We start from the raw sequence: 18,912 nt of genomic DNA on the forward strand, positions 1-18,912 counted from the left end.
AAACTATAGTGGTAGCTATCGAGTAATTTCAGTCTTTGGGTTGAGCGCCTTTGACTTGTTGCGGTGCCGGCAGGCAACCCGAGCGCAGCGAGGGTAGCAAGAAGGCAGCAGCGCGATGCCCAAAGACGAGGCCTCGCGGCCGTGAGCGCACCAAAGCTGGCTTGAAACGATAGATAAGTAAAGCTCCCAGGATCAAAAGCAACTATAGCACGAACTGCTTATGTCCAGTGGCAACTACAGCTAACTATAGAAAGATAACTTTAACTATAGTTTGGGATAGATTTCTCACGTCGTTCGAAATGACAATGCAGAAAAGGACATAAAAGATGTCTCGACTAACGCTCGAAATAACAAGTGATAAACTATATCCCACTATAACATAGAACCCTTCTAAACTATTTTCTCCTTACCTTTGTCTTTCTTAAGTGCACTTAAAGTACGTTTATAGTAGAATCATGATAGTCCTTCAGAATACCGTTATCAGCGACGACATCCGCGATAATTTCTTTGTTTGTAACCTCGAGAAGTGCAAAGGCGCCTGCTGCGTAGAAGGCGACCTGGGAGCCCCTCTGGAAGAAGATGAACTAAAAATACTGGCCGACAACTACGAGCACATTAAGCCTTACATGACAGGTGCCGGCAAACTGGCCGTAGAAGAGCAGGGGCTTTACATCACAGATTTTGAAGGTGATTACTCAACACCAACTATAGAAAACCGTGAGTGTGCCTACGCCTTGTACGATGAGCGGGGGATTTTAAAGTGCGCCATAGAACAGGCCTATTATGATGGCAAGATCAGCTGGAAAAAGCCAATCTCATGTCACCTGTACCCGATCCGAATCACGAAATATGATGACTTTGAGGCGTTGAACTACGACCGCTGGAGTATTTGTGCATCTGCCTGCAACTTTGGTCAAGACTTAGGCGTGAAAGTATACCAGTTTTTGAAAGAGCCGCTTATTCGCAAGTATGGTGAGGGCTGGTATAACGAGTTAACACAGTTGATGGAAGAAAAGCCTGAGAAAGTTTAAGGCAAACTATAGTTTATAACTTGGAAAGGGATGTAGCTACAAACTACATCCCTTTTTTATTTTGCAAACTATATTTGGTTGTTTTAATATGTTAAGTAGAGGGACGATTAATAAAAAAAGCCGGTACAAATGCACCGGCTTTTTATTTATAGTTTAACCTACTTAGTCAAGCGCTTTAAAATCGAAATTCTCTAAGTAAGCAGTTGTAAAGTTACCTTCTTTAAAGCCTTTGTCGTCCATCAGCTTCAGGTGGAAAGGAATCGTTGTTTTAATGCCTTCGATCACGAACTCGCTCAGGGCACGCTTCATTTTCACCAACGCTTCTTCGCGGGTCTGTGCGCTTACGATCAGCTTTGCGATCATAGAGTCGTAGTTAGCCGGAATGGTATAGCCTGAGTACACGTGAGAGTCTACGCGAACGCCGTGGCCACCTGGTACATGCAGGTTTGTAATTCTGCCCGGGCTAGGGCGGAAGCCGTTCTTCGGATCTTCGGCATTGATACGGCACTCGATGGCGTGCATCTTAGGGTAATAGTTCTTACCAGTGATCTTCTCGCCGGCAGCTACCTTAATCTGCTCCTTAATCAGGTCGTAATCGATCACTTCTTCCGTAATTGGGTGCTCCACCTGGATACGGGTGTTCATCTCCATAAAGTAGAAATCACGGTTTTTGTCTACCAGGAATTCTATCGTTCCAACACCTTCGTAGTTAATGGCTTTGGCACCAGCGATTGCAGCCTGGCCCATTTTGTCACGAAGCTCATCGGTAATGAATGGGGATGGTGTTTCCTCCACCAGTTTCTGGTGACGGCGCTGGATAGAGCAGTCACGTTCTGAAAGGTGCGCGGCATTACCATACTGGTCACCGATCAGCTGAATCTCGATGTGGCGTGGTTCTTCGATGTATTTCTCCAGGTAAATACCGTCGTTACCGAAAGCAGCAGCTGCTTCTGTACGGGCATCGTTCCAGGCTTTCTCGAACTCAGACTCTTCTTTGATGATACGCATACCACGACCACCACCACCAGCCGTAGCTTTGATGATTACCGGGTACTTTATCTTTTTAGCCAGTTTCATACCTTCTTCCACGTTCTTCAGAAGTCCTTCAGAACCTGGTATAGTTGGTACGCCCGCTTTTTTCATGGTGTCTTTCGCAGAGGCTTTGTCACCCATCTGGTTGATCATCTCAGGCGAGGCTCCAATAAATTTGATGTTATTTTCAGCACAAATGCGCGAGAACTCAGCGTTCTCAGACAGGAAACCATAGCCTGGGTGAATTGCGTCGGCGTTGGTGATCTCGGCAGCAGCAATAATGTGCGGGATGTTCAGGTAAGACTGTGAGCTTGGCGCCGGGCCGATGCAAACAGCTTCGTCAGCAAAGCGAACGTGCAGGCTTTCTTTGTCGGCGGTAGAGTAAACGGCCACCGTTTTAATGCCCATCTCTTTGCACGTACGAATAATACGCAGCGCAATCTCGCCCCGGTTGGCAATTAATATTTTCTTAAACATGATTTCAGATTAGAATATTTGAAGATTTGTAGATTTGAAAATTATGAACAATGAAAATGGAGAGGTTTATAAGACCATCTCCATCTCCAAATTTTCTCATTTCCAAATTTTCAAATTTGAATATTAGCTAGGATCTACCAGGAACAATGGCTGATCGTACTCAACTGGCGTGGCGTTATCTACCAGCACTTTCACGATCTTACCTGATACTTCAGACTCGATCTCGTTGAACAGCTTCATAGCCTCGATGATACAGATCACCTGGCCTTTTTTCACTTCATCACCCACATTCACGAAAATAGGAGATTCCGGGCTGGCGGCGCGGTAGAATGTACCGATCATTGGCGCTTTGATGGCTACATATTTGCTGTCATCAGAGGCTGGTGCCGGAGCGGCGGCAGGAGCAGCAGGCGCTGCCGGAGCAGCCTGTGGTACAGGAGCAACAGGAGCCGGAGCAGCAGGAGCAGCTTGTATTGGCTCGCTTACATACTTCACTTTCTGGTTTGGCTCACGCTGTACCGAAATTTTAAACTCTTCTGTTTCGATGTTGACTTTGTTCAGGCCGGATTTGGCGATGAAGTCGATAAGGTCCTGGATTTCTTTAGCTTTCATGTGTTATTTTACTCTTTCTGCGTAAGAATAAGTACGAGTGTCTACTTTTATTTTTTCGTCCTGGCCAATAAACAATGGCACCTGTATAGTTGCGCCTGTTTCTACAATGGCTGGTTTTGATGCGTTTGTGGCAGTGTCGCCTTTAATTCCTGGCTCAGTATAAGTTATCGTTAACTCTACAAACGGAGGAATTTCGCAGGTAAGCGGTGTTTCCGTTTCGGCATGGAACAGGATGGTTACTTCCTGGCCTTCTTTCATCAGGTCGGCAAATGGCACCATTACCTCTGGCAGGGCAACCTGCTCAAAAGTATTCATGTCCATAAAGTTGTAGCCCATGTCATCTTTGTAAATGTACTGGTGCGGACGCTGCTCTACACGCGCGGTTGTGATTTTATGACCAGCCGGGAAGGTGTTGTCCAGGGTTTTGCCGGTTTTTACGTTGCGCATTCTTGTTCTAACGAATGCTGGGCCTTTACCTGGCTTTACGTGCTGGAATTCTATAACCTGGTAAAGGTCGTTGTTGAATTCAATCACAACGCCGTTTTTTATATCAGCTGTGGTTGCCATATTCTATTCTGAGTCGTTTTACTTAAATGAAACGTTAAAAGTATAGCGCAAATCTATGTTCTGCAAACAAAGTTAGTCAATCTGCCGGAAATCTTATCAAAAACCCGTTGTTTTCGTGCTGATAAGAAACAGATTTAAACACTGATAGCTTGCTTTGTTTATTGTTTCTGCGCCTGATTGTTCAGGTTTATGGGTATTAAAAAAGCGGCTGTTGCGCCGCTTTTTAAGTGAATTCTTATTTCGGATCGTATGCCCATTTCAGGTAAATGGCACCCCAGGTAAAGCCGCCACCAAAGGCTGCAAGTACCAGATTATCACCTTTTTTAAGCTGGCTCTCATACTCCCACAGGCAAAGCGGAATAGTGCCACTGGTTGTGTTGCCATATTTGTGGATGTTAAGCATTACTTTCTCGTTGCTCAGGCCCATACGGTTTGCTGTTGCTTCAATAATGCGCTTGTTTGCCTGGTGCGGTACCAGCCAGGCTACATCATCGCCTGTCAGGTGGTTGCGCTCCATTACTTCGGCAGATACATCGGCCATGCCTTTCACAGCAAACTTAAATACAGCCTGGCCTTCCTGGTAAGCGTAATGTTCACGGGCCTGTACTGTTTCTATAGTTGCCGGCTTACGGCTGCCACCCGCTTTCATGTGCAGGTATTGTGCACCCGTTCCGTCAGACTTCAGTACAGAATCAAGTATGCCATAACCTTCTGTGTTTGGTTCCAGCATCACGGCTCCGCCACCATCACCAAAAATAATACAGGTTGCGCGGTCTGTATAGTCGATGATAGAAGACATCTTATCAGCACCAACTACAATTACTTTTTTGTACTGACCAGATTCTATAAACTTAGAGCCTGTTACCAGTGCATACAGGAAACCTGAGCAGGCAGCCTGCAGGTCATAACCAAAAGCATTCACAGCACCGACTTCAGCAGTAATCAGGTTAGCCGTTGCCGGGAAAACCATATCCGGGGTAGTGGTTGCACAAATCAGCAGGTCAACTTCTTCCGGTTTAGTATTTGTTTTCTTTAACAGTTCAAGTACTGCAGGTACAGCAATATGCGATGTGCCTTTGCCTTCGCCTTTTAAAATGCGCCTTTCCTTAATGCCGGTGCGGGAGGTTATCCATTCATCATTGGTTTCCACCATTGTTTCAAGTTCCTTGTTGGTTAGCACGTATTCGGGTACGTAGCCTGCTACACCAGTAATTGCGGCAGTAATTTTACTCATCTTAAAAGGTATTAGGTTGTTAGATTAAGGCGGACAAGATACAAAAAAACTTGGCACGTGCTCTCAGTTCTGTAAAAAGATAACTGAAACAGCCTGTGCCAAGTTCAAGAGGTGGATATAACCACCGATATTATTCGTTATAGTTCCTTCTGAAACGCTCTGAAAGGTTTGTGGCTACCATTTTCTGAGCTTGCTTTACCATGTTGCAAATAGCGATAGGAGTAGAAACCCCATGGCCAATTACAGCATTACCGTTTATTCCAAGGATCGGGCTTCCGCCTTCAGCTTCATAGTTAAACTTATCGAAGAACGGATCGCGGATGGCTTTCTCATTCAGGATATCATAGATCGACTCTGCCATTTTCAGGATGATATTACCGGTATAACCGTCGCAAACGATAACATCTGCTTTATCATTGAAAAGGTCGCGGCCTTCTATGTTGCCTATAAAGTTTATTGTCTGGTTTACCTTAAGGCGCTGGTGGGCGGCCTGTGTGTTCACAGTACCTTTGCCTTCCTCTTCGCCAAGGTTCATCAAACCTACCTTCGGGTTTTTAATGTCGAGTACATACTTGGCATAGATCGCGCCAAGCTCTGCAAACTGCTCCAGTACTTCTGGCTTGCAATCTGCGTTTGCCCCAACATCCAGCATAATGCCGTAACCACCACTTAATTTAGGCACTAGCCCTGCTATAGATGGTCTTAAAATTCCTTCTATGGCTTTAACGCTGAACATGGCTCCTACAAGCATAGCTCCGGTGTTTCCGGCGCTGCAGAAAGCATCTGCTTTCCCAAGCTTCAGAAGACCGTAACCAACAGCTATACTGGAGTCAGGTTTTTGAGTAAGTGCTTTTGTGGGGTGTTCCCCCATCTCAATAACCTGGGTGGCATTAACCACTTTTATGCCTGTACCAGTGTATCCATATTCTTGTAACAAGGCCTGTACAACATCTTCTTTGCCTATAAGCAAAATTTCAGATTGTTCAGGAAGCTGTTTCTCGGCAAGTATAGCACCTTTAACTACTGCCTCCGGTGCATAATCGCCACCCATTGCGTCTAAGGCGATCCTCATGTAGTGGTTGATGTTAAATTATACAGAACTAAAACAGAAAGCTAATGCTTATTGGGCGTTAGTTGTATAATTTTTGATTGCTAGTTTGCCTTTATGATACAGGTCGCCTTCCACTACATATGCGTGGTGGAACAGGTGTGGAGTATCTGTAGTAGGGCAGATCGCAATGGCCTTCTCAGAAAGTTTATAATGAGTTCTTCTCTTATCTCTTCTGGTCTTCGAGATCTTACGTTTAGGATGTGCCATTTTTTAGTTAAAAATTTATTTACTATTGTTTATAATTCATTTAAATACTTCTAGTTCAGGTTCCTGAGCGCGTCCCAGCGTGGGTCGATGTCCCCGTTGTCGTCATCATCGTCGCCACTGTCATCGTCCGCTCCTGATTTCTTGGATGAATAGATCAGGATATCTTCGTCACTATCCTCATCCATTTCTTCCAGGAACCGCGGGTGCAGCTTCTTCATCGGCAGCGACAGGCCTATATAATCATACAGGTGTTGCGCCAGGTTAATCTGCTGCGTTTCGAACGCTATCTGCCACAGGTCTTCATCCAGCTCTTTATCTTCAGGGCCAAATTTCATCCTGAACGTTTCCTGCACATCTACCGGCTGATCAAACTCTTCCAGGCTTCTGTCACAGGTAATGCGTACGGTACCTTTAATATTAAAATGCAGTGTGAGAATCGATTCCGTCTTCTCCAGCTCTACATCAGCGTGTAGTTTGCCGCCATGAATGATCTCTCCGCTAAAAAGGTCAAAGAAAGAATCATCCATGTCAAACTCGTACTGGTGCGTTTTATTGCTGAGTTTGGCAATGTTGATCTCGTATTCTTTTAACTTCTTCACTACCTTTTTTTATTGCAAGTTGCAAAATTAGAACATAATTCTGAGAAATAAAACACCTGTTTGCTAAACAACAGGCATTTGTTCTGCAGTTCTCTTTTTTATTATATCGCATGCCAGAAACAACGCTTCTCTGAAAGACGTTTCACTGGCTACATGTTTTGCCGCAATATCGTAGGCGGTGCCATGGTCGGGAGAGGTGCGAACTATAGGTAAACCGGCCGTATAATTAACGCCACTCTCAAAGGCAAGGGTTTTAAATGGTATCAGGCCCTGGTCATGGTACATCGATACAACAGCATCTACCTGCTTGTATAGTTGCTTCCCGAAGAAGCCATCAGCAGGGTAGGGGCCAAATATTAAATGGCCTTTTTCTTTCAAATGCATGATGGCCGGACGTATGATTTCCTGCTCCTCGGTACCCAGCAAACCGTTTTCGCCGGCATGCGGGTTCAGGCCTAGTACAGCAATACGCGGCTTCAGAATGCCAAAATCCTTGCGAAGCGACTCCAGCAGTATCGTTACTTTCCGGATGATCAGGTCGAAGCTTAATTTGCTCGGTACATCTTTAAGCGCCATATGGCCTGTTATAGTTGCCACGCGCAGGTCGCCGCTAACCAGCAACATCAGACTTTCCGGTGCATCGAAGTATGATGTAAGAAATTCAGTGTGCCCTGGGAAATTAAACTCTTCCGTTTGGATGTTCTCTTTATCGATTGGCGCCGTCACAATTCCATCCAGCAAACCAGCTTTCAGGTCTCTGCTTGCAGCCATCAGAGAATCCAGGGATGCTTTTCCGGACTCAGGAGACGGATGGCCTAGGTTTGTTTCCAGGGCTTCATCGAGGCAAGTAACCAGGTTTACCTTACGCGGAACTATAGCTTGTGCCGACTGTACCTGCTGATAATGGAAATGTTCTGCGCTCAGGGCCTTGCGCACTTTATTAAGCACACTAGCAGAAGCATAGATCACAGGTGTACAATAATTGAGTACACGCTGGTCTGATAATGTTTTGATGATCACTTCCGGACCGATGCCGTTGGTGTCGCCTATAGTTAAGCCTAGTCTGGCTTTAAATCTGTTGTCCATCGTTTACTAGTTTGCCTGCTCGCGAAGGTAGTTATATACTAAGCGCACGCCTGTGCCGGTAGCAAGTTTGCCTCGGTACGAATCTTCGGCGTGCAGGTAAGCTGTACCGGCAATATCAAAGTGTACCCAAGGGTAATCAGTAAAAGCTTCCAGAAACTTGCCAGCTGTAATATGGCCTGCTTCTGCACCGCCAATGTTTTTCAGGTCGGCAATATCAGACTCCAGTTGCTTGCCATATTCTTCGTAAAGCGGGAAATCTACAATGCGCTCATGCACCTTGTTACCCACCTTCTTCAACTCGTTCATTATTTCGTCGCCGGCAGTGCCCATGGCAGCTATCGCTTCTTTACCTAAAGCGCGCTGTGCAGCACCGGTAAGCGTAGCCAGGTCGATTACCAGTTCCGGGTTATATTTTTTAGCAAAGCTCAGGGCATCGGCTAATATCAGGCGGCCTTCTGCATCGGTGTTCAACACTTCTACTGTCATGCCGTTATGCATAGTGATCACATCGCCTGGGGCAACTGCCTGTCCGCCCGGGCGGTTATCGGTAGCCGGAATCAGACCAATGATATGAAGTGGTAAGTTGTTTTTAGCAGCAGCATATAGTACGCCTGTAACTGCAGCAGCACCCGCCATATCCGACTTCATATAGTCCATCGACATAGGAGTTGGCTTTAAGCTAAGTCCGCCGGTATCGTATACCACGCCTTTGCCAACCAGCACGTAAGGTTTGCTGTTTTTAGCGTTTGCGGGCTTCCACTCTAATATATTAAAGGTAGCAGGCTCTTCGCTGCCTTGGTTTACGGCTAACAGGCCGCCCATTTTCAGCGACTGGATCTTCAGTTCATCAAGCACATCTATGCTGAACCCGGCTTCGTTGGCCAGTTCAGTCAATTGCTCGCTAAACTGCGGTGCCGATTGGTGGCTGTGCGGCTCGTTTATCAGGTTGCGGGTTTTGTGAACGGCCTCCAGTACATTTGCCAGTTCCTGCACCTGCGCGGTATCTATAGTTTCATCAGCTATAGTTATAGTTTGCAGGGTGCTTGGCTTTGTGTCTTTGGTCTTGTGCTTAAAATACTGGTAGTTGCCCAGGTACAGGCCTTCTGCTAAAAACAGGCTGGCGTTGCTGTTGGTTTTATCAACTATAGTTATGCTCTCAGATTTATCGGTGCGGAGTTGCTTTAACAAAGTATGGCCGGCCACGCGAAGCGTTTCATTTCGCTGGTCTTCGGTTTTGGCCTGCGGGTTTACAACTATATACACGCGGTGCGAATAGCGGTTCAGGTAGATAAACTTGGCTTCCTGTTGCACCTGCTGCTGCACATAGTTCTGCTCTTCTGGCTGTAGTTCTGTCAGCTCATTTATCCTGTCCGGGGCAATAATCAGAGCCAGATCAGTATTTTTAGTAAAGCTTGTGTCGTATTTAAGTTGTGTTGGCATTTGTCGTTCGTATCTTTGAAGGCTGTAAATATAAGGCTGTAAATATAGTAACTATAAAACGTAATGCGAAAAGAGCTGCTGCAGCCACTTTCGCACAATAGAGTTATAACGGGTTTCAGGTAAAAAGTATATTACTGCCCTGCAAACTATAAAGTATATATCGTGAGCAAAGTAAGTCCGAAGAAACATTTAGGCCAGCACTTCCTGGTAGATCAGAACATAGCCCAGAAGATTGTGGACCAGCTGACCATGCCCGAGGGCGTGCAGGATGTGCTGGAAATTGGCCCGGGCATGGGTGTGCTCACGCAGTACCTGCTGCAGCACCAGGAGTACAGAACCACTGTGGTGGATATCGACCGCGAATCTATAGTTTATTTAAAAGAGCATTTCCCGGCGCTGCAGGATCGTATCATTTCAGCCGACTTTCTGAAGACTGACCTGAGCAAGCTGTTTCCCGGTAAGTTTGCCATCATCGGTAACTTTCCTTATAACATTTCGAGCCAGATATTCTTTAAAGTACTGGAGCAGCGCGATGTGGTGCCGGAAGTGGTTTGTATGATACAAAAAGAAGTGGCTGAGCGCATAGCAGCACCTCCGGGTTCTAAAACCTATGGCATTCTGAGCGTGTTGTTGCAGGCCTTCTATACAATAGACTATAAGTTTACTGTGCACGAGCACGTGTTCCATCCGCCGCCAAAAGTAAAGTCTGGTGTTATCAGTTTGGTACGGAACGAGGTGAAGGAATTGCCTTGTAACGAGAAGCTGTTTTTTGAGGTGGTTAAACTGAGTTTTGGAACACGGCGCAAAACACTGCGTAACTGTCTCAAAAGTTATAACTTGCCGCCTGAAATACAGGCGCAACCCGTTTTCGATAAGCGTGCCGAGCAACTTTCGGTGCAGGATTTTATAGCATTAACACAGCTGGTAGAGCAGAACAAATAAGCGTATGCAGGTAGAGATCACAAGAGAATATATTGACCAGGTAGAGGAAGCCATTGAACGTAAAGACTCGGAATTTATTCTGAGTACGATGGCCGACATGTACCCGGCCGATATCACGACGGTGCTCTACGAACTGGATGCGAACGAATCCAAATACGTGATGGACCTGCTGCCGCCTGAAGCGGGAGCCGAGATTCTGAGCGACCTGGATTACGATATCCGCACTGATTTTCTGCATTACTTTACCAGCGCCGAGATTGCCCGCTACATTAACCTGATGCACTCCGATGATGCCGTGGATATACTCAACGAGCAGTCGGTGCAGCGGCGCGAAGAAGTAATTGCCTTAATCGAGAACGAAGAAAAAGCCAAAGACATTCTGGACCTGCTGCATTACGAAGAAGATTGTGCCGGCGGTCTGATGGCTAAGGAACTTATAAAAGTTAACCTGAACTGGCGTGTTAGGCAGTGTATTGAGGAGATTCGCAGGCAGGCCGAAGATGTGGAACGCATCTACACGGTGTATGTAGTTGATAATAAAGATATACTGGTTGGCCGAGTAAGCGTAAAAGCGCTGCTGCTCTCAAAAGACGACGTGCTGGTAAAGGATATCTATAGTACCGATGTGATCTCGATCGAGTCATTCAGGGATGAGAATGAGGTGGTAAGCGTGATGCAAAAGTATGACCTGGAAGCGATACCTGTGGTTAACATACAAGGCCGATTGCTGGGACGCATCACCATTGACGACGTGGTAGACGTAATGCAGGAGCAGGCCGAATTAAGCCGTCAGCTCATGACCGGTATTACCGAGAACGTGGAAGAAGATGACAGTGTGTTCCGCATTTCGCGCTCGCGTATTCCGTGGCTGATCATAGGCATGGTGGGCGGCTTGCTGGCAGCGCAGTTCATGGGCCTGTTTGAAGAAGATATTGCGATACTTCCGGCGCTGGCGCTCTTTGTGCCGCTCATAACGGCTACGGGTGGTAATGTAGGCATTCAATCTTCTTCTATTATTATCCAGACGTTATCATCCAACGCGGTGATGTTCGAGAACTTTGCCCAGCGTATTTTTAAGCTTGTTATGGTAGCGCTGCTCAATGCACTCATCATTTCTATTCTTGTATTCTCCTTCACGTACCTGTTCCGGGCAGATTTTACGCTGGCAACTGTTGTGTCGGTAGCCTTGTTTTCGGTGGTGATGCTGGCCTCGCTGATGGGAACTATAACCCCTATGGTGCTCGATAAGTTTGGTATTAACCCGGCTGTTGCCGCTGGTCCGTTTATTACTACAGCCAACGACTTACTCGGTTTGGCCATATATTTTGGCGTAGCGCATCTGCTGTATAATCTATAGTTGATCACGAACTATAGATTATGTAAAACTATAGTTCATGCCTGGAGTTCTATAGGTAGCATTTCGTAAACTATAACTCTTAAACTCCCAAACCCATTAACTCTCAAACTTCCATGCGTGTTCTTATCATAGACGAAATGCACCCGAGTATTTTCCCGATGCTGGAGCGTATTGGTGTGCAGGCGGATTACAGACCAACTATAAAACCGATAGATGTTTGTGAAGCGCTGGCTGGTTTCGACGGGCTTATAGTTCGGAGCAAAATGCGCATAACAGCCGAAACTATAAAGTTTGCTGATAAGCTGAAATTTGTAGCCCGCGCCGGAGCTGGTGTAGATAATATAGATGCAGATGCGTTGGATACCCGTGGTATAGTTTTAATTGCAGCCAATGAGGGGAACAGGCAGGCGGTAGGGGAGTTTACGCTCGGATTACTGCTCTCACTAACACGCAACATAGCACGCGGCGACCGCGAAGTACGCAACAAAGTGTGGCTCCGTGAAGAGAACAGGGGCGAGGAGATCAGCGGGAAAACGATCGGCATTTTTGGCTACGGTAACATGGGGCAAAGCTTCGCACGCCTGCTGCAAGCTTTCGGCTGTCGTATTTTGGCTTACGATAAATTTGCTCCTGAAAAAGTAACGGTGCCAGCAGAGCAAGTGCCAATGGAAGTGATTCAGGCTGAAGCCGATGTTGTTAGTCTGCACATTCCTTACATACCTGAGAACTATAACTTTGCCGGTGATGCGTTTTTCAGTGGTTTCAAAAAGCCGGTCTGGTTCTTGAATACCTCGCGCGGCGAAGTGGTAGACCAGGATGCACTTGTGGAGCATCTGAAGAAAGGAACTATAAAAGGCGCTGCGCTGGATGTACTGGAGAATGAGAAGCTGAATACCCTTACCGAGAAGCAGTTATCCTCTTACAACTACCTGGCAAAAGCGCAAAATGTAGTGCTCACGCCGCACATCGGAGGCTGGACGCATGAATCGTACATCAAGATAAACGAAGTGCTGGTGCAGAAGATTGAAGCACTGCGTTTAGAAAAATTTTAATTGTACCGCTAAAGCGCTTGTAAATAAAAAATTCTTATATTTGCCTTAATAGCATGTAAGCGGAGTAGCTGCTTACCGTATAAACAAGACTACCAGCGTATGGTATAAATGGCAATGCTCGGCAAGGGTGTTGCTCCCAAAAGTAGAACTAATATAATTACATAGTTGGCAAAGAGAACGGTTATGGTTTACATAACCGTTCTCTTTGTTTTTGTGTTTTAAACGAAAGAACAAACGTATGAGCAAATTATCGTATTACACCGCCGAAGGACTGCAAAAGCTGAAAGAAGAGCTACACGACCTGAAAACAAAAGGACGCGCAGAAGTTGCCCGCCAGCTTGCTGAGGCACGTGATAAAGGAGACCTGAGCGAAAACGCCGAGTACGACGCAGCCAAAGATGCACAGGGCCACCTGGAGTTAAAGATTGCTAAAATGGAAGAGGTTGTGGGCAATGCCCGCCTGATAGACGAGTCGAGCCTGGATACAAGTAAGGCCCTGATCCTGTCTACAGTAAAGATCAAAAACCTGAAGAACAATATGGTAGTAGACTATACTCTGGTAGCTGAAGAAGAAGCCGATCTGGCTGCAGGTAAGATCTCTGTAAAGTCTCCGATTGGAAAAGGCTTACTGGGTAAGTCGGTAGGGGAGATAGCCGAGATAACCGTGCCAGCTGGCAAACTTCAGTTTGAGATTTTAGACATTAGCCGATAAACTATGGAAGCTTCGATATTTACCAAGATTGTTAATGGCGACATACCTGCTTACAAAATAGCAGAAGATGAGCGCTACCTTGCCTTTCTGGATGTGTTTCCGACAACCAAAGGGCACACCTTAGTAATACCGAAGCAGCAGATCGATTACATTTTTGATCTAGACGACGAACTGTATATCGGCCTGATGGCCTTTGCTAAAAAAGTAGCCGCCGCTATTGAAAAGGCGGTTCCCTGTAAGCGCATAGGTATAGCCGTTGTCGGGCTGGAAGTGCCGCATGCACACGTACACCTGATTCCGCTGAACAGCATGCAGGACATGAATTTTGCAAATAAAAAGCAGTTCAGCCAGCAGGAATTTGAAGAAACCCTTGAAAAGATAAAAGCTGCCTACCAGGCCTAGTTCACAAGTTTTAAAGTGCTATAGCAGCCGGAATGAAGTATAGCTTTGTTCCGGCTGTTTTTGTCTGTGCGGCAGATTAATGGGGATTTGATGGATTTGCAGGATTAGGGTTTGGCTATAGCTTGTAGCTATAGTTCTATAGTTACTGCTTATCCAACCACCCCTAACCCCTCCTTGTCTAAGGCGAGGAATTTATTCTGTTATAGTTGGATCTATAGTTTTATAGTTACGTTTTCAAACCACCCCTGCCCCTCCTTATTCAAGGAGGGGAACTCTGCTACTACTATAGCTTCAACAATAGTTCTATAGTTTCAGTCCACGAGCAGGCAGGCGCAGCCTGACACAAGGAACTACTACCACGGAAAGGCAATGCAACTATAACCATAGATCAAACTATAGTGGTAGCTATCGAAGGATCTCAGTCTTTGGGTGGAGCGCCTTTGACTTGTTGCGGTGCCGTCAGGCAACCCGAGCGCAGCGAGGGTAGCAAGAAGGCAGCAGCGCGATGCCCAAAGACGGGGCCTCGCGGCCGTGAGCGCACCAAAGCGGGAGATGAAACGATAGGCCAGTAAAGCTCCCAGGATCAAAAGCAACTATAGCATAAACTGCTTGTGTCCAGTTGCAACTATAGCTAACTATAGCATTAGACGCTCACAGGAGCTGCGCACACTGTGAGGTCTTCTCCAACTATAGAACATATAAGATGTCTCGATTAACGCTCGACATGACAAAGAATCTACTGTAGGCTGAAATAGATTTCTCACGCTGTTTGAAATGACAGAAGGAGTGAACTATAGGCATATGAGGTCACACAAGCTTCCACTCAGGATAGCAACAGCATACTACAAGGCATAAAAAAAGTGCAGCAAGTAAAACCTGCTGCACTTTTTTTGTTAGTTTGTATTAAGCTTAATTCGTTGTGCTATCCTGCTGCTGTTCCTGAAGCTGCTTCTGCTGTTTCTCCTGTTCTTTTGCCTGTTTTTTAAAGAAGCCTCGGAGCAGGAAATTGCTTTGCAGTGCTTCCATGTTCTGATCGAACTTCTGACTGCTGGTTTCCAGGTTCTGCATGGTTTTCTGCAGGTTACGTGCAAATTCCGGGTCATTCAGCAAGACGCCCATGGCATTGTTCTGGTTGTTCAGGTTGGTGCTGGCTTCTTGCAGGTTTTGCGTAAGTGTTGCTGCCGAAGTTGATGCCTCACGTAGCTGTGCCATCGAGGAGCGAAGCTGGTTAAATACTGTTGTATCAGTCAGCAATTCATTAGCAAGGCCGCCAGGAGTATTTAACTGAGCAGTAAAGCGGTTCAGGTCGTTTGAGGCGCGCATGGTGTTCTGCGATACGCGTTGCAGGTTGTTTACCATAGCCCTTAAATTATTCGCCAGAACAGAATCAGTGAGCAGCGCACCAACTGTGCCTTCGCCATCAACCAACTTGGACGATAGCTGCTTAAAATCACCAGTAATAGCTACCAGGTTTTTGTTGTTCTGCTGCAGGGTTTCCATCAGGTCATCAGTGTTCAGCGGGTTTACTGCGGCGAGTCTGTCGCCGTTTTCTACAGGCGGAGATTGCGGGCTGCCACTCTCGATGATGATGTTTTTGTTACCTATAAAGCTTTCGGAACTGATGCGGGCTACGGCATCTTTACGGATGTATTGCTGCACGCTCTCCTCAATGTTCATGATCACTTCAACCTGGGAATCGCCGTATAGTTTGATCGATTTTATTGTACCGATCTTTACCCCGGAAAACCACACGTTGTTGCCTTGCTTCAGACCTGCCACATCATCAAAAACAGCTTTAACAGAGATTGTGCTGATAAAGCGCTTCTGCTGGCCACCTAATGTAAAAATACCAACGATCAGGATGACCAGGGCGAGTAGTACAAAAATGCCAACGATGATAGCTCGTTTATTGTCTGCCGTATTCATTATTCAGTAAAGTTGTAGTTATAAAAAGCTTTCACACGTTCATCATTGGTATCAAATACCTCTTCAAAAGTACCTTGCCGCTGAAACTGCCCGTCCAGGAGCATAACAACGCGGTCGCCTACGGCTTTGGCGCAGGTAAGGTCGTGGGTAATGATAATGGATGACGTATTAAAGCGTCGTTGTACTTCGTTTATCAGCGTATTGATATCCTGGCTTGTAATGGGGTCCAGACCAGCAGTTGGCTCGTCGTAAAGCATGACCTCGGGACGCAGAATAAGGGTGCGTGCAATACCTATACGTTTACGCTGGCCACCCGATAATTCGGACGGCATCTGGTTTATTGTCTGGCTCAGCCCAACGGCTTCCAGCACAATATCAATGATACGGTCACGGTCACGGGCAGTCATTTCCTTGGAGTGCCTTATCAGCGGAAATTCCAGATTTTCCTTTACCGTCATACTATCGTACAGGGCACTGTTCTGGAACGAGAAACCAATCTTCAGGCGCAGAGCGTCCAGTTGCTTCGGCGTTAATTTATCTACTTCCTGACCCAGCACGTTTACCAGACCGCTATCCGGGCGCAGCAATCCTGATATGATCTTGATCAATACAGATTTACCTGTACCTGATCGGCCAAGCACTACCAGGTTTTCTCCTTTATACAGATCCAGGTCTACACCTTTCAGTACATCAAAATCATCAAAAGACTTGTAAAGCCCCTGTATGGTGATGACCTTTTCGTTATAATCTATTCTAGAGTTCGGTTTCTTCATCAGTACAAGTTATTACGTTACCTGATCGCGTTAATGACCTGCATGGTAAGAAGTTCCTCAATAAAGATCAGGAACATGGCCGTTACCACCGATGAGTTTGCCGCTTTACCTACGCCTTCTGTACCTTTAGAAGAATAGTAGCCTTTGTAGCAGCCAACCATGCCAATAGTAAAGCCGAACAGCACCGATTTTACAGCTGATGCAATGATGTCCAGGAAAGTAATGGCATCAAATACCTGTGTAAAGAAAGTGGTAAGTGTAGTAAGCTCATTCTGGTGTACATTTAGGTAGCCGCCTAACAAGGACACCAAAGTTGTATACATGGTTAGTGCCGGAATCATCAGAGTCGTTGCCAATACACGGCTCACTACCAGGAATTTATACGGGTTGGTGGCCGAAACTTCCATGGCATCGATCTGCTCTGTAACGCGCATAGAACCCAGCTCTGCACCTATACTGGAGCCAACTTTACCGGACGCAATAATGGCAGTTACCAACGGACCCATAGCTCGAACTATAGCTACAGATATAAGAGCTGGTAACCACGAGGTTGCACCGAATTCGGCAAGCGAAGGGCGCGACTGGTTGGTAAAAACGATACCGATAATAAAAGCTGTGATAGAAATAAGCGGCAACGATTTTACACCAACTTCATAGCATTGCCTGATGATCTCGCGGCCCTCGTAAGGTGGTACAAAAACTTCGCGGAAAAAACGGGCAACGAAGGAGTAGATCTGGTATAGCTCCAGGAAGAGGCGGTCTAACCTTTTGGTGATAAAGTATTTGCGGCGACGTGTGGTATTGTTATCTCTGTTACTATGATCCATTAGCTCTCTGCTGGTGCCGATTTTTGCTCAAGTTTACTACAAAAATGTGAAATTGGGTCTGTTTGTTTTCAAATAATAACTCCTACTACGTGCCACGGCAATTGAGGGGTGTACTTGGTGCAAAGGTACTCTAAAAGCTTACGGATACCTAACGTAGTAAAGCTTTAATATTGTTTAACCAGATAGGTTTTACGCTACAGTTGTCTGAACCGGGATGAAGAAAGAATGTTTGGATTTACCTCACCCCAGCCCTCTCCTAAAAACAGGAGTGGGAGCTTTGATGCTATTGCTATAGTTAAGGTTATAGTTTTATAGTTCTATAGCGGTCCAACCACCCCTAATCCCTCCTTGTCTAGGGAGGGGAACTCTGTCTTTACTATAGTAGGTTCTTACAGTTTTATAGTTAGCATTTTAACCTACCCCAACCCCTCCCAAGAGGGGAATTCCGACTAGGGCTATAGTTGGGCTATTATGTTATAGTTACTAGACCATGAGTAGGGCAGGTTTACCTGGCCCCTTGGAACTACTACCACGAAAAGCCACAGCACTATAGCTCATCAAAGCAAACTATAGTTGTAGCTATCGAAAGATCACAGTCTTTGGGTTGAGCGCCTTGTAGATTTCTGGTGGCGTAGCCATTGCGAGGAACGAGCAAAAGAAATGTACACCGCGCGATGCCTGAAGACGAGGCCCCGCGGCCGTGAGCGCACCAAAGCAAACTATAGCACTATAGGCCGATAGAGCTCCCAGGATAAGTAGTAACTATATCGAACTGCTTGTATCGAGTTGTCAACTATAGTTAGCTATAGAACGATAGTCTGAGATAGATTTCTCGTTACATTCGAAATGACAAAAAAGAAATTATTGGACATATAAGATGTCTCGACTGCACTCGACATGACAGAAAAAAATAATCCTACTCAACTTACTTCGTCGCTAAACGATCTGGATTCTCCGTTAAGAAACCTTTCCAGGACTTAGCACCCGACTTGGCATTGTTTCCCTTCTGGTAATGGTGACAGAGCGCAACCGACAAGGCGTCGGTGGCATCAAACATTTTCGGGTCTGACTGAATTTTCAGGATTTGTACCAGCATGGCAGCAACCTGTTCTTTAGAGGCATTACCATTACCGGTAACTGATTGCTTCACTTTTTTTGGAGCGTATTCTACGTAAGGTATGTCGCGGGAAAGGGCGGCGGCAATGGCAACTCCCTGGGCACGACCCAGTTTGAGCATACTTTGCACGTTGGTGCCGTAAAAAGGTGCTTCAATGGCCAACTCATCGGGCAGGTACTCGTCGATGAGCTGTATCATACGGTCGAAAATTTTCTTTAACTTGATGGCGTGGTTGCTGTAGCTTTTCAGGTGAATAACGCCATACTGCACCACCTTAACCTTGGAACCGGTTACTTCGATAAGTCCGTAGCCCATCACCTGGGTGCCGGGGTCGATGCCAAGAATTAATTTATTAGGCGGAAGCGCAGAAGAGTAAACCATAAGGCTACAAAAATAAGACAATATCTT

19 protein-coding genes are annotated in these 18,912 nt (G+C 46.1%); 6 read left to right on the forward strand and 13 right to left on the reverse strand.

Translation table 11 applies throughout. The features are described from left to right. Nucleotides 1-455: 455 nt before the first annotated feature. Nucleotides 456-1,031, forward strand: coding sequence for a DUF3109 family protein (locus GXP69_RS06710; protein ID WP_163913672.1), 576 nt, complete (start codon nucleotides 456-458; stop codon nucleotides 1,029-1,031). 162 nt (nucleotides 1,032-1,193) lie between these two features. Here GXP69_RS06710 and accC read toward each other — a convergent pair whose 3' ends face one another. From accC to GXP69_RS06755, 9 genes are all read right to left on the reverse strand, one after another. Continuing rightward, a complete protein-coding gene (accC, locus tag GXP69_RS06715; RefSeq protein ID WP_163913674.1) occupies nucleotides 1,194-2,540 on the reverse strand; it encodes an acetyl-CoA carboxylase biotin carboxylase subunit in 1,347 nt (448 codons plus the stop codon). Between the two features lie 123 nt (nucleotides 2,541-2,663). Next, nucleotides 2,664-3,152 (reverse strand): acetyl-CoA carboxylase biotin carboxyl carrier protein, encoded by a 489-nt coding sequence (gene accB / locus GXP69_RS06720; RefSeq protein WP_163913676.1) that lies wholly within the window; start codon nucleotides 3,150-3,152, stop codon nucleotides 2,664-2,666. A gap of 3 nt (nucleotides 3,153-3,155) precedes the next feature. Next, complete coding sequence (gene efp / locus GXP69_RS06725) at nucleotides 3,156-3,719, reverse strand: elongation factor P (RefSeq protein ID WP_163913678.1); 564 nt, start codon at nucleotides 3,717-3,719, stop codon at nucleotides 3,156-3,158. A gap of 235 nt (nucleotides 3,720-3,954) precedes the next feature. Beyond that, a complete protein-coding gene (locus tag GXP69_RS06730) occupies nucleotides 3,955-4,953 on the reverse strand; it encodes a beta-ketoacyl-ACP synthase III (RefSeq protein WP_163913681.1) in 999 nt (332 codons plus the stop codon). 130 nt (nucleotides 4,954-5,083) lie between these two features. Beyond that, complete coding sequence (gene plsX, locus GXP69_RS06735; protein ID WP_163913683.1) at nucleotides 5,084-6,025, reverse strand: phosphate acyltransferase PlsX; 942 nt, start codon at nucleotides 6,023-6,025, stop codon at nucleotides 5,084-5,086. A 48-nt stretch (nucleotides 6,026-6,073) separates the two neighbouring features. Then, nucleotides 6,074-6,271: a 50S ribosomal protein L32 gene (gene rpmF, locus GXP69_RS06740; RefSeq protein ID WP_163913685.1), complete on the reverse strand. Its 198-nt coding sequence runs from the start codon at nucleotides 6,269-6,271 to the stop codon at nucleotides 6,074-6,076. A 50-nt stretch (nucleotides 6,272-6,321) separates the two neighbouring features. After that, entirely contained in the window at nucleotides 6,322-6,870 is a 549-nt protein-coding gene (locus tag GXP69_RS06745; RefSeq protein ID WP_163913687.1) for a YceD family protein, read from the reverse strand. A 63-nt stretch (nucleotides 6,871-6,933) separates the two neighbouring features. Beyond that, complete coding sequence (pdxA, locus tag GXP69_RS06750) at nucleotides 6,934-7,956, reverse strand: 4-hydroxythreonine-4-phosphate dehydrogenase PdxA (RefSeq protein ID WP_163913689.1); 1,023 nt, start codon at nucleotides 7,954-7,956, stop codon at nucleotides 6,934-6,936. 6 nt (nucleotides 7,957-7,962) lie between these two features. Further along, on the reverse strand, nucleotides 7,963-9,396 hold the full coding sequence (locus GXP69_RS06755; RefSeq protein WP_163913691.1) for a leucyl aminopeptidase family protein: 1,434 nt from the start codon (nucleotides 9,394-9,396) through the stop codon (nucleotides 7,963-7,965). A gap of 162 nt (nucleotides 9,397-9,558) precedes the next feature. Here GXP69_RS06755 and rsmA point away from each other — a divergent pair, with 162 nt between their 5' ends. The 5 genes from rsmA to GXP69_RS06780 all read left to right on the forward strand — a co-directional run bounded on the left by rsmA (nucleotide 9,559) and on the right by GXP69_RS06780 (nucleotide 13,861). Beyond that, complete coding sequence (gene rsmA / locus GXP69_RS06760; RefSeq protein WP_163913693.1) at nucleotides 9,559-10,338, forward strand: 16S rRNA (adenine(1518)-N(6)/adenine(1519)-N(6))-dimethyltransferase RsmA; 780 nt, start codon at nucleotides 9,559-9,561, stop codon at nucleotides 10,336-10,338. Between the two features lie 4 nt (nucleotides 10,339-10,342). After that, on the forward strand, nucleotides 10,343-11,695 hold the full coding sequence (gene mgtE / locus GXP69_RS06765) for a magnesium transporter (RefSeq protein ID WP_163913695.1): 1,353 nt from the start codon (nucleotides 10,343-10,345) through the stop codon (nucleotides 11,693-11,695). A 113-nt stretch (nucleotides 11,696-11,808) separates the two neighbouring features. Then, on the forward strand, nucleotides 11,809-12,747 hold the full coding sequence (locus GXP69_RS06770) for an NAD(P)-dependent oxidoreductase (RefSeq protein WP_163913697.1): 939 nt from the start codon (nucleotides 11,809-11,811) through the stop codon (nucleotides 12,745-12,747). A 238-nt stretch (nucleotides 12,748-12,985) separates the two neighbouring features. Further along, nucleotides 12,986-13,459: a transcription elongation factor GreA gene (gene greA, locus GXP69_RS06775; protein ID WP_163913699.1), complete on the forward strand. Its 474-nt coding sequence runs from the start codon at nucleotides 12,986-12,988 to the stop codon at nucleotides 13,457-13,459. Nucleotides 13,460-13,462: 3 nt separating this feature from the next. Beyond that, nucleotides 13,463-13,861, forward strand: coding sequence for an HIT family protein (locus GXP69_RS06780; RefSeq protein WP_163913701.1), 399 nt, complete (start codon nucleotides 13,463-13,465; stop codon nucleotides 13,859-13,861). Nucleotides 13,862-14,770: 909 nt separating this feature from the next. Here the strand turns inward: GXP69_RS06780 and GXP69_RS06785 are convergent. From GXP69_RS06785 to ruvC, 4 genes are all read right to left on the reverse strand, one after another. After that, a complete protein-coding gene (locus GXP69_RS06785; protein ID WP_163913703.1) occupies nucleotides 14,771-15,787 on the reverse strand; it encodes an MlaD family protein in 1,017 nt (338 codons plus the stop codon). Next, nucleotides 15,787-16,560 (reverse strand): ABC transporter ATP-binding protein, encoded by a 774-nt coding sequence (locus GXP69_RS06790; RefSeq protein WP_163913705.1) that lies wholly within the window; start codon nucleotides 16,558-16,560, stop codon nucleotides 15,787-15,789. Before GXP69_RS06790 ends, GXP69_RS06785 begins: the two co-directional genes overlap by 1 nt. A 17-nt stretch (nucleotides 16,561-16,577) precedes the next feature. Further along, complete coding sequence (locus tag GXP69_RS06795) at nucleotides 16,578-17,387, reverse strand: MlaE family ABC transporter permease (RefSeq protein WP_163913707.1); 810 nt, start codon at nucleotides 17,385-17,387, stop codon at nucleotides 16,578-16,580. A 925-nt stretch (nucleotides 17,388-18,312) separates the two neighbouring features. Further along, a complete protein-coding gene (gene ruvC, locus GXP69_RS06800) occupies nucleotides 18,313-18,885 on the reverse strand; it encodes a crossover junction endodeoxyribonuclease RuvC (RefSeq protein WP_163913709.1) in 573 nt (190 codons plus the stop codon). Nucleotides 18,886-18,912 lie beyond the last annotated feature (27 nt).

Origin of the sequence: Pontibacter burrus (genome assembly GCF_010686685.1) — a bacterium.
Classification (GTDB): domain Bacteria; phylum Bacteroidota; class Bacteroidia; order Cytophagales; family Hymenobacteraceae; genus Pontibacter; species Pontibacter burrus.

Bases quoted from the DNA above. Each gene is read 5' to 3' on its own strand.
- GXP69_RS06710 (WP_163913672.1), top strand. From the start codon at position 456: ATGATAGTCCTTCAGAATACCGTTATCAGCGACGACATCCGCGATAAT.
- accC (WP_163913674.1), bottom strand. From the start codon at position 2,540: ATGTTTAAGAAAATATTAATTGCCAACCGGGGCGAGATTGCGCTGCGT.
- accB (WP_163913676.1), bottom strand. From the start codon at position 3,152: ATGAAAGCTAAAGAAATCCAGGACCTTATCGACTTCATCGCCAAATCC.
- efp (WP_163913678.1), bottom strand. From the start codon at position 3,719: ATGGCAACCACAGCTGATATAAAAAACGGCGTTGTGATTGAATTCAAC.
- GXP69_RS06730 (WP_163913681.1), bottom strand. From the start codon at position 4,953: ATGAGTAAAATTACTGCCGCAATTACTGGTGTAGCAGGCTACGTACCC.
- plsX (WP_163913683.1), bottom strand. From the start codon at position 6,025: ATGAGGATCGCCTTAGACGCAATGGGTGGCGATTATGCACCGGAGGCA.
- rpmF (WP_163913685.1), bottom strand. From the start codon at position 6,271: ATGGCACATCCTAAACGTAAGATCTCGAAGACCAGAAGAGATAAGAGA.
- pdxA (WP_163913689.1), bottom strand. From the start codon at position 7,956: ATGGACAACAGATTTAAAGCCAGACTAGGCTTAACTATAGGCGACACC.
- GXP69_RS06755 (WP_163913691.1), bottom strand. From the start codon at position 9,396: ATGCCAACACAACTTAAATACGACACAAGCTTTACTAAAAATACTGAT.
- mgtE (WP_163913695.1), top strand. From the start codon at position 10,343: ATGCAGGTAGAGATCACAAGAGAATATATTGACCAGGTAGAGGAAGCC.
- GXP69_RS06770 (WP_163913697.1), top strand. From the start codon at position 11,809: ATGCGTGTTCTTATCATAGACGAAATGCACCCGAGTATTTTCCCGATG.
- greA (WP_163913699.1), top strand. From the start codon at position 12,986: ATGAGCAAATTATCGTATTACACCGCCGAAGGACTGCAAAAGCTGAAA.
- GXP69_RS06780 (WP_163913701.1), top strand. From the start codon at position 13,463: ATGGAAGCTTCGATATTTACCAAGATTGTTAATGGCGACATACCTGCT.
- GXP69_RS06785 (WP_163913703.1), bottom strand. From the start codon at position 15,787: ATGAATACGGCAGACAATAAACGAGCTATCATCGTTGGCATTTTTGTA.
- GXP69_RS06790 (WP_163913705.1), bottom strand. From the start codon at position 16,560: ATGAAGAAACCGAACTCTAGAATAGATTATAACGAAAAGGTCATCACC.
- GXP69_RS06795 (WP_163913707.1), bottom strand. From the start codon at position 17,387: ATGGATCATAGTAACAGAGATAACAATACCACACGTCGCCGCAAATAC.
- ruvC (WP_163913709.1), bottom strand. From the start codon at position 18,885: ATGGTTTACTCTTCTGCGCTTCCGCCTAATAAATTAATTCTTGGCATC.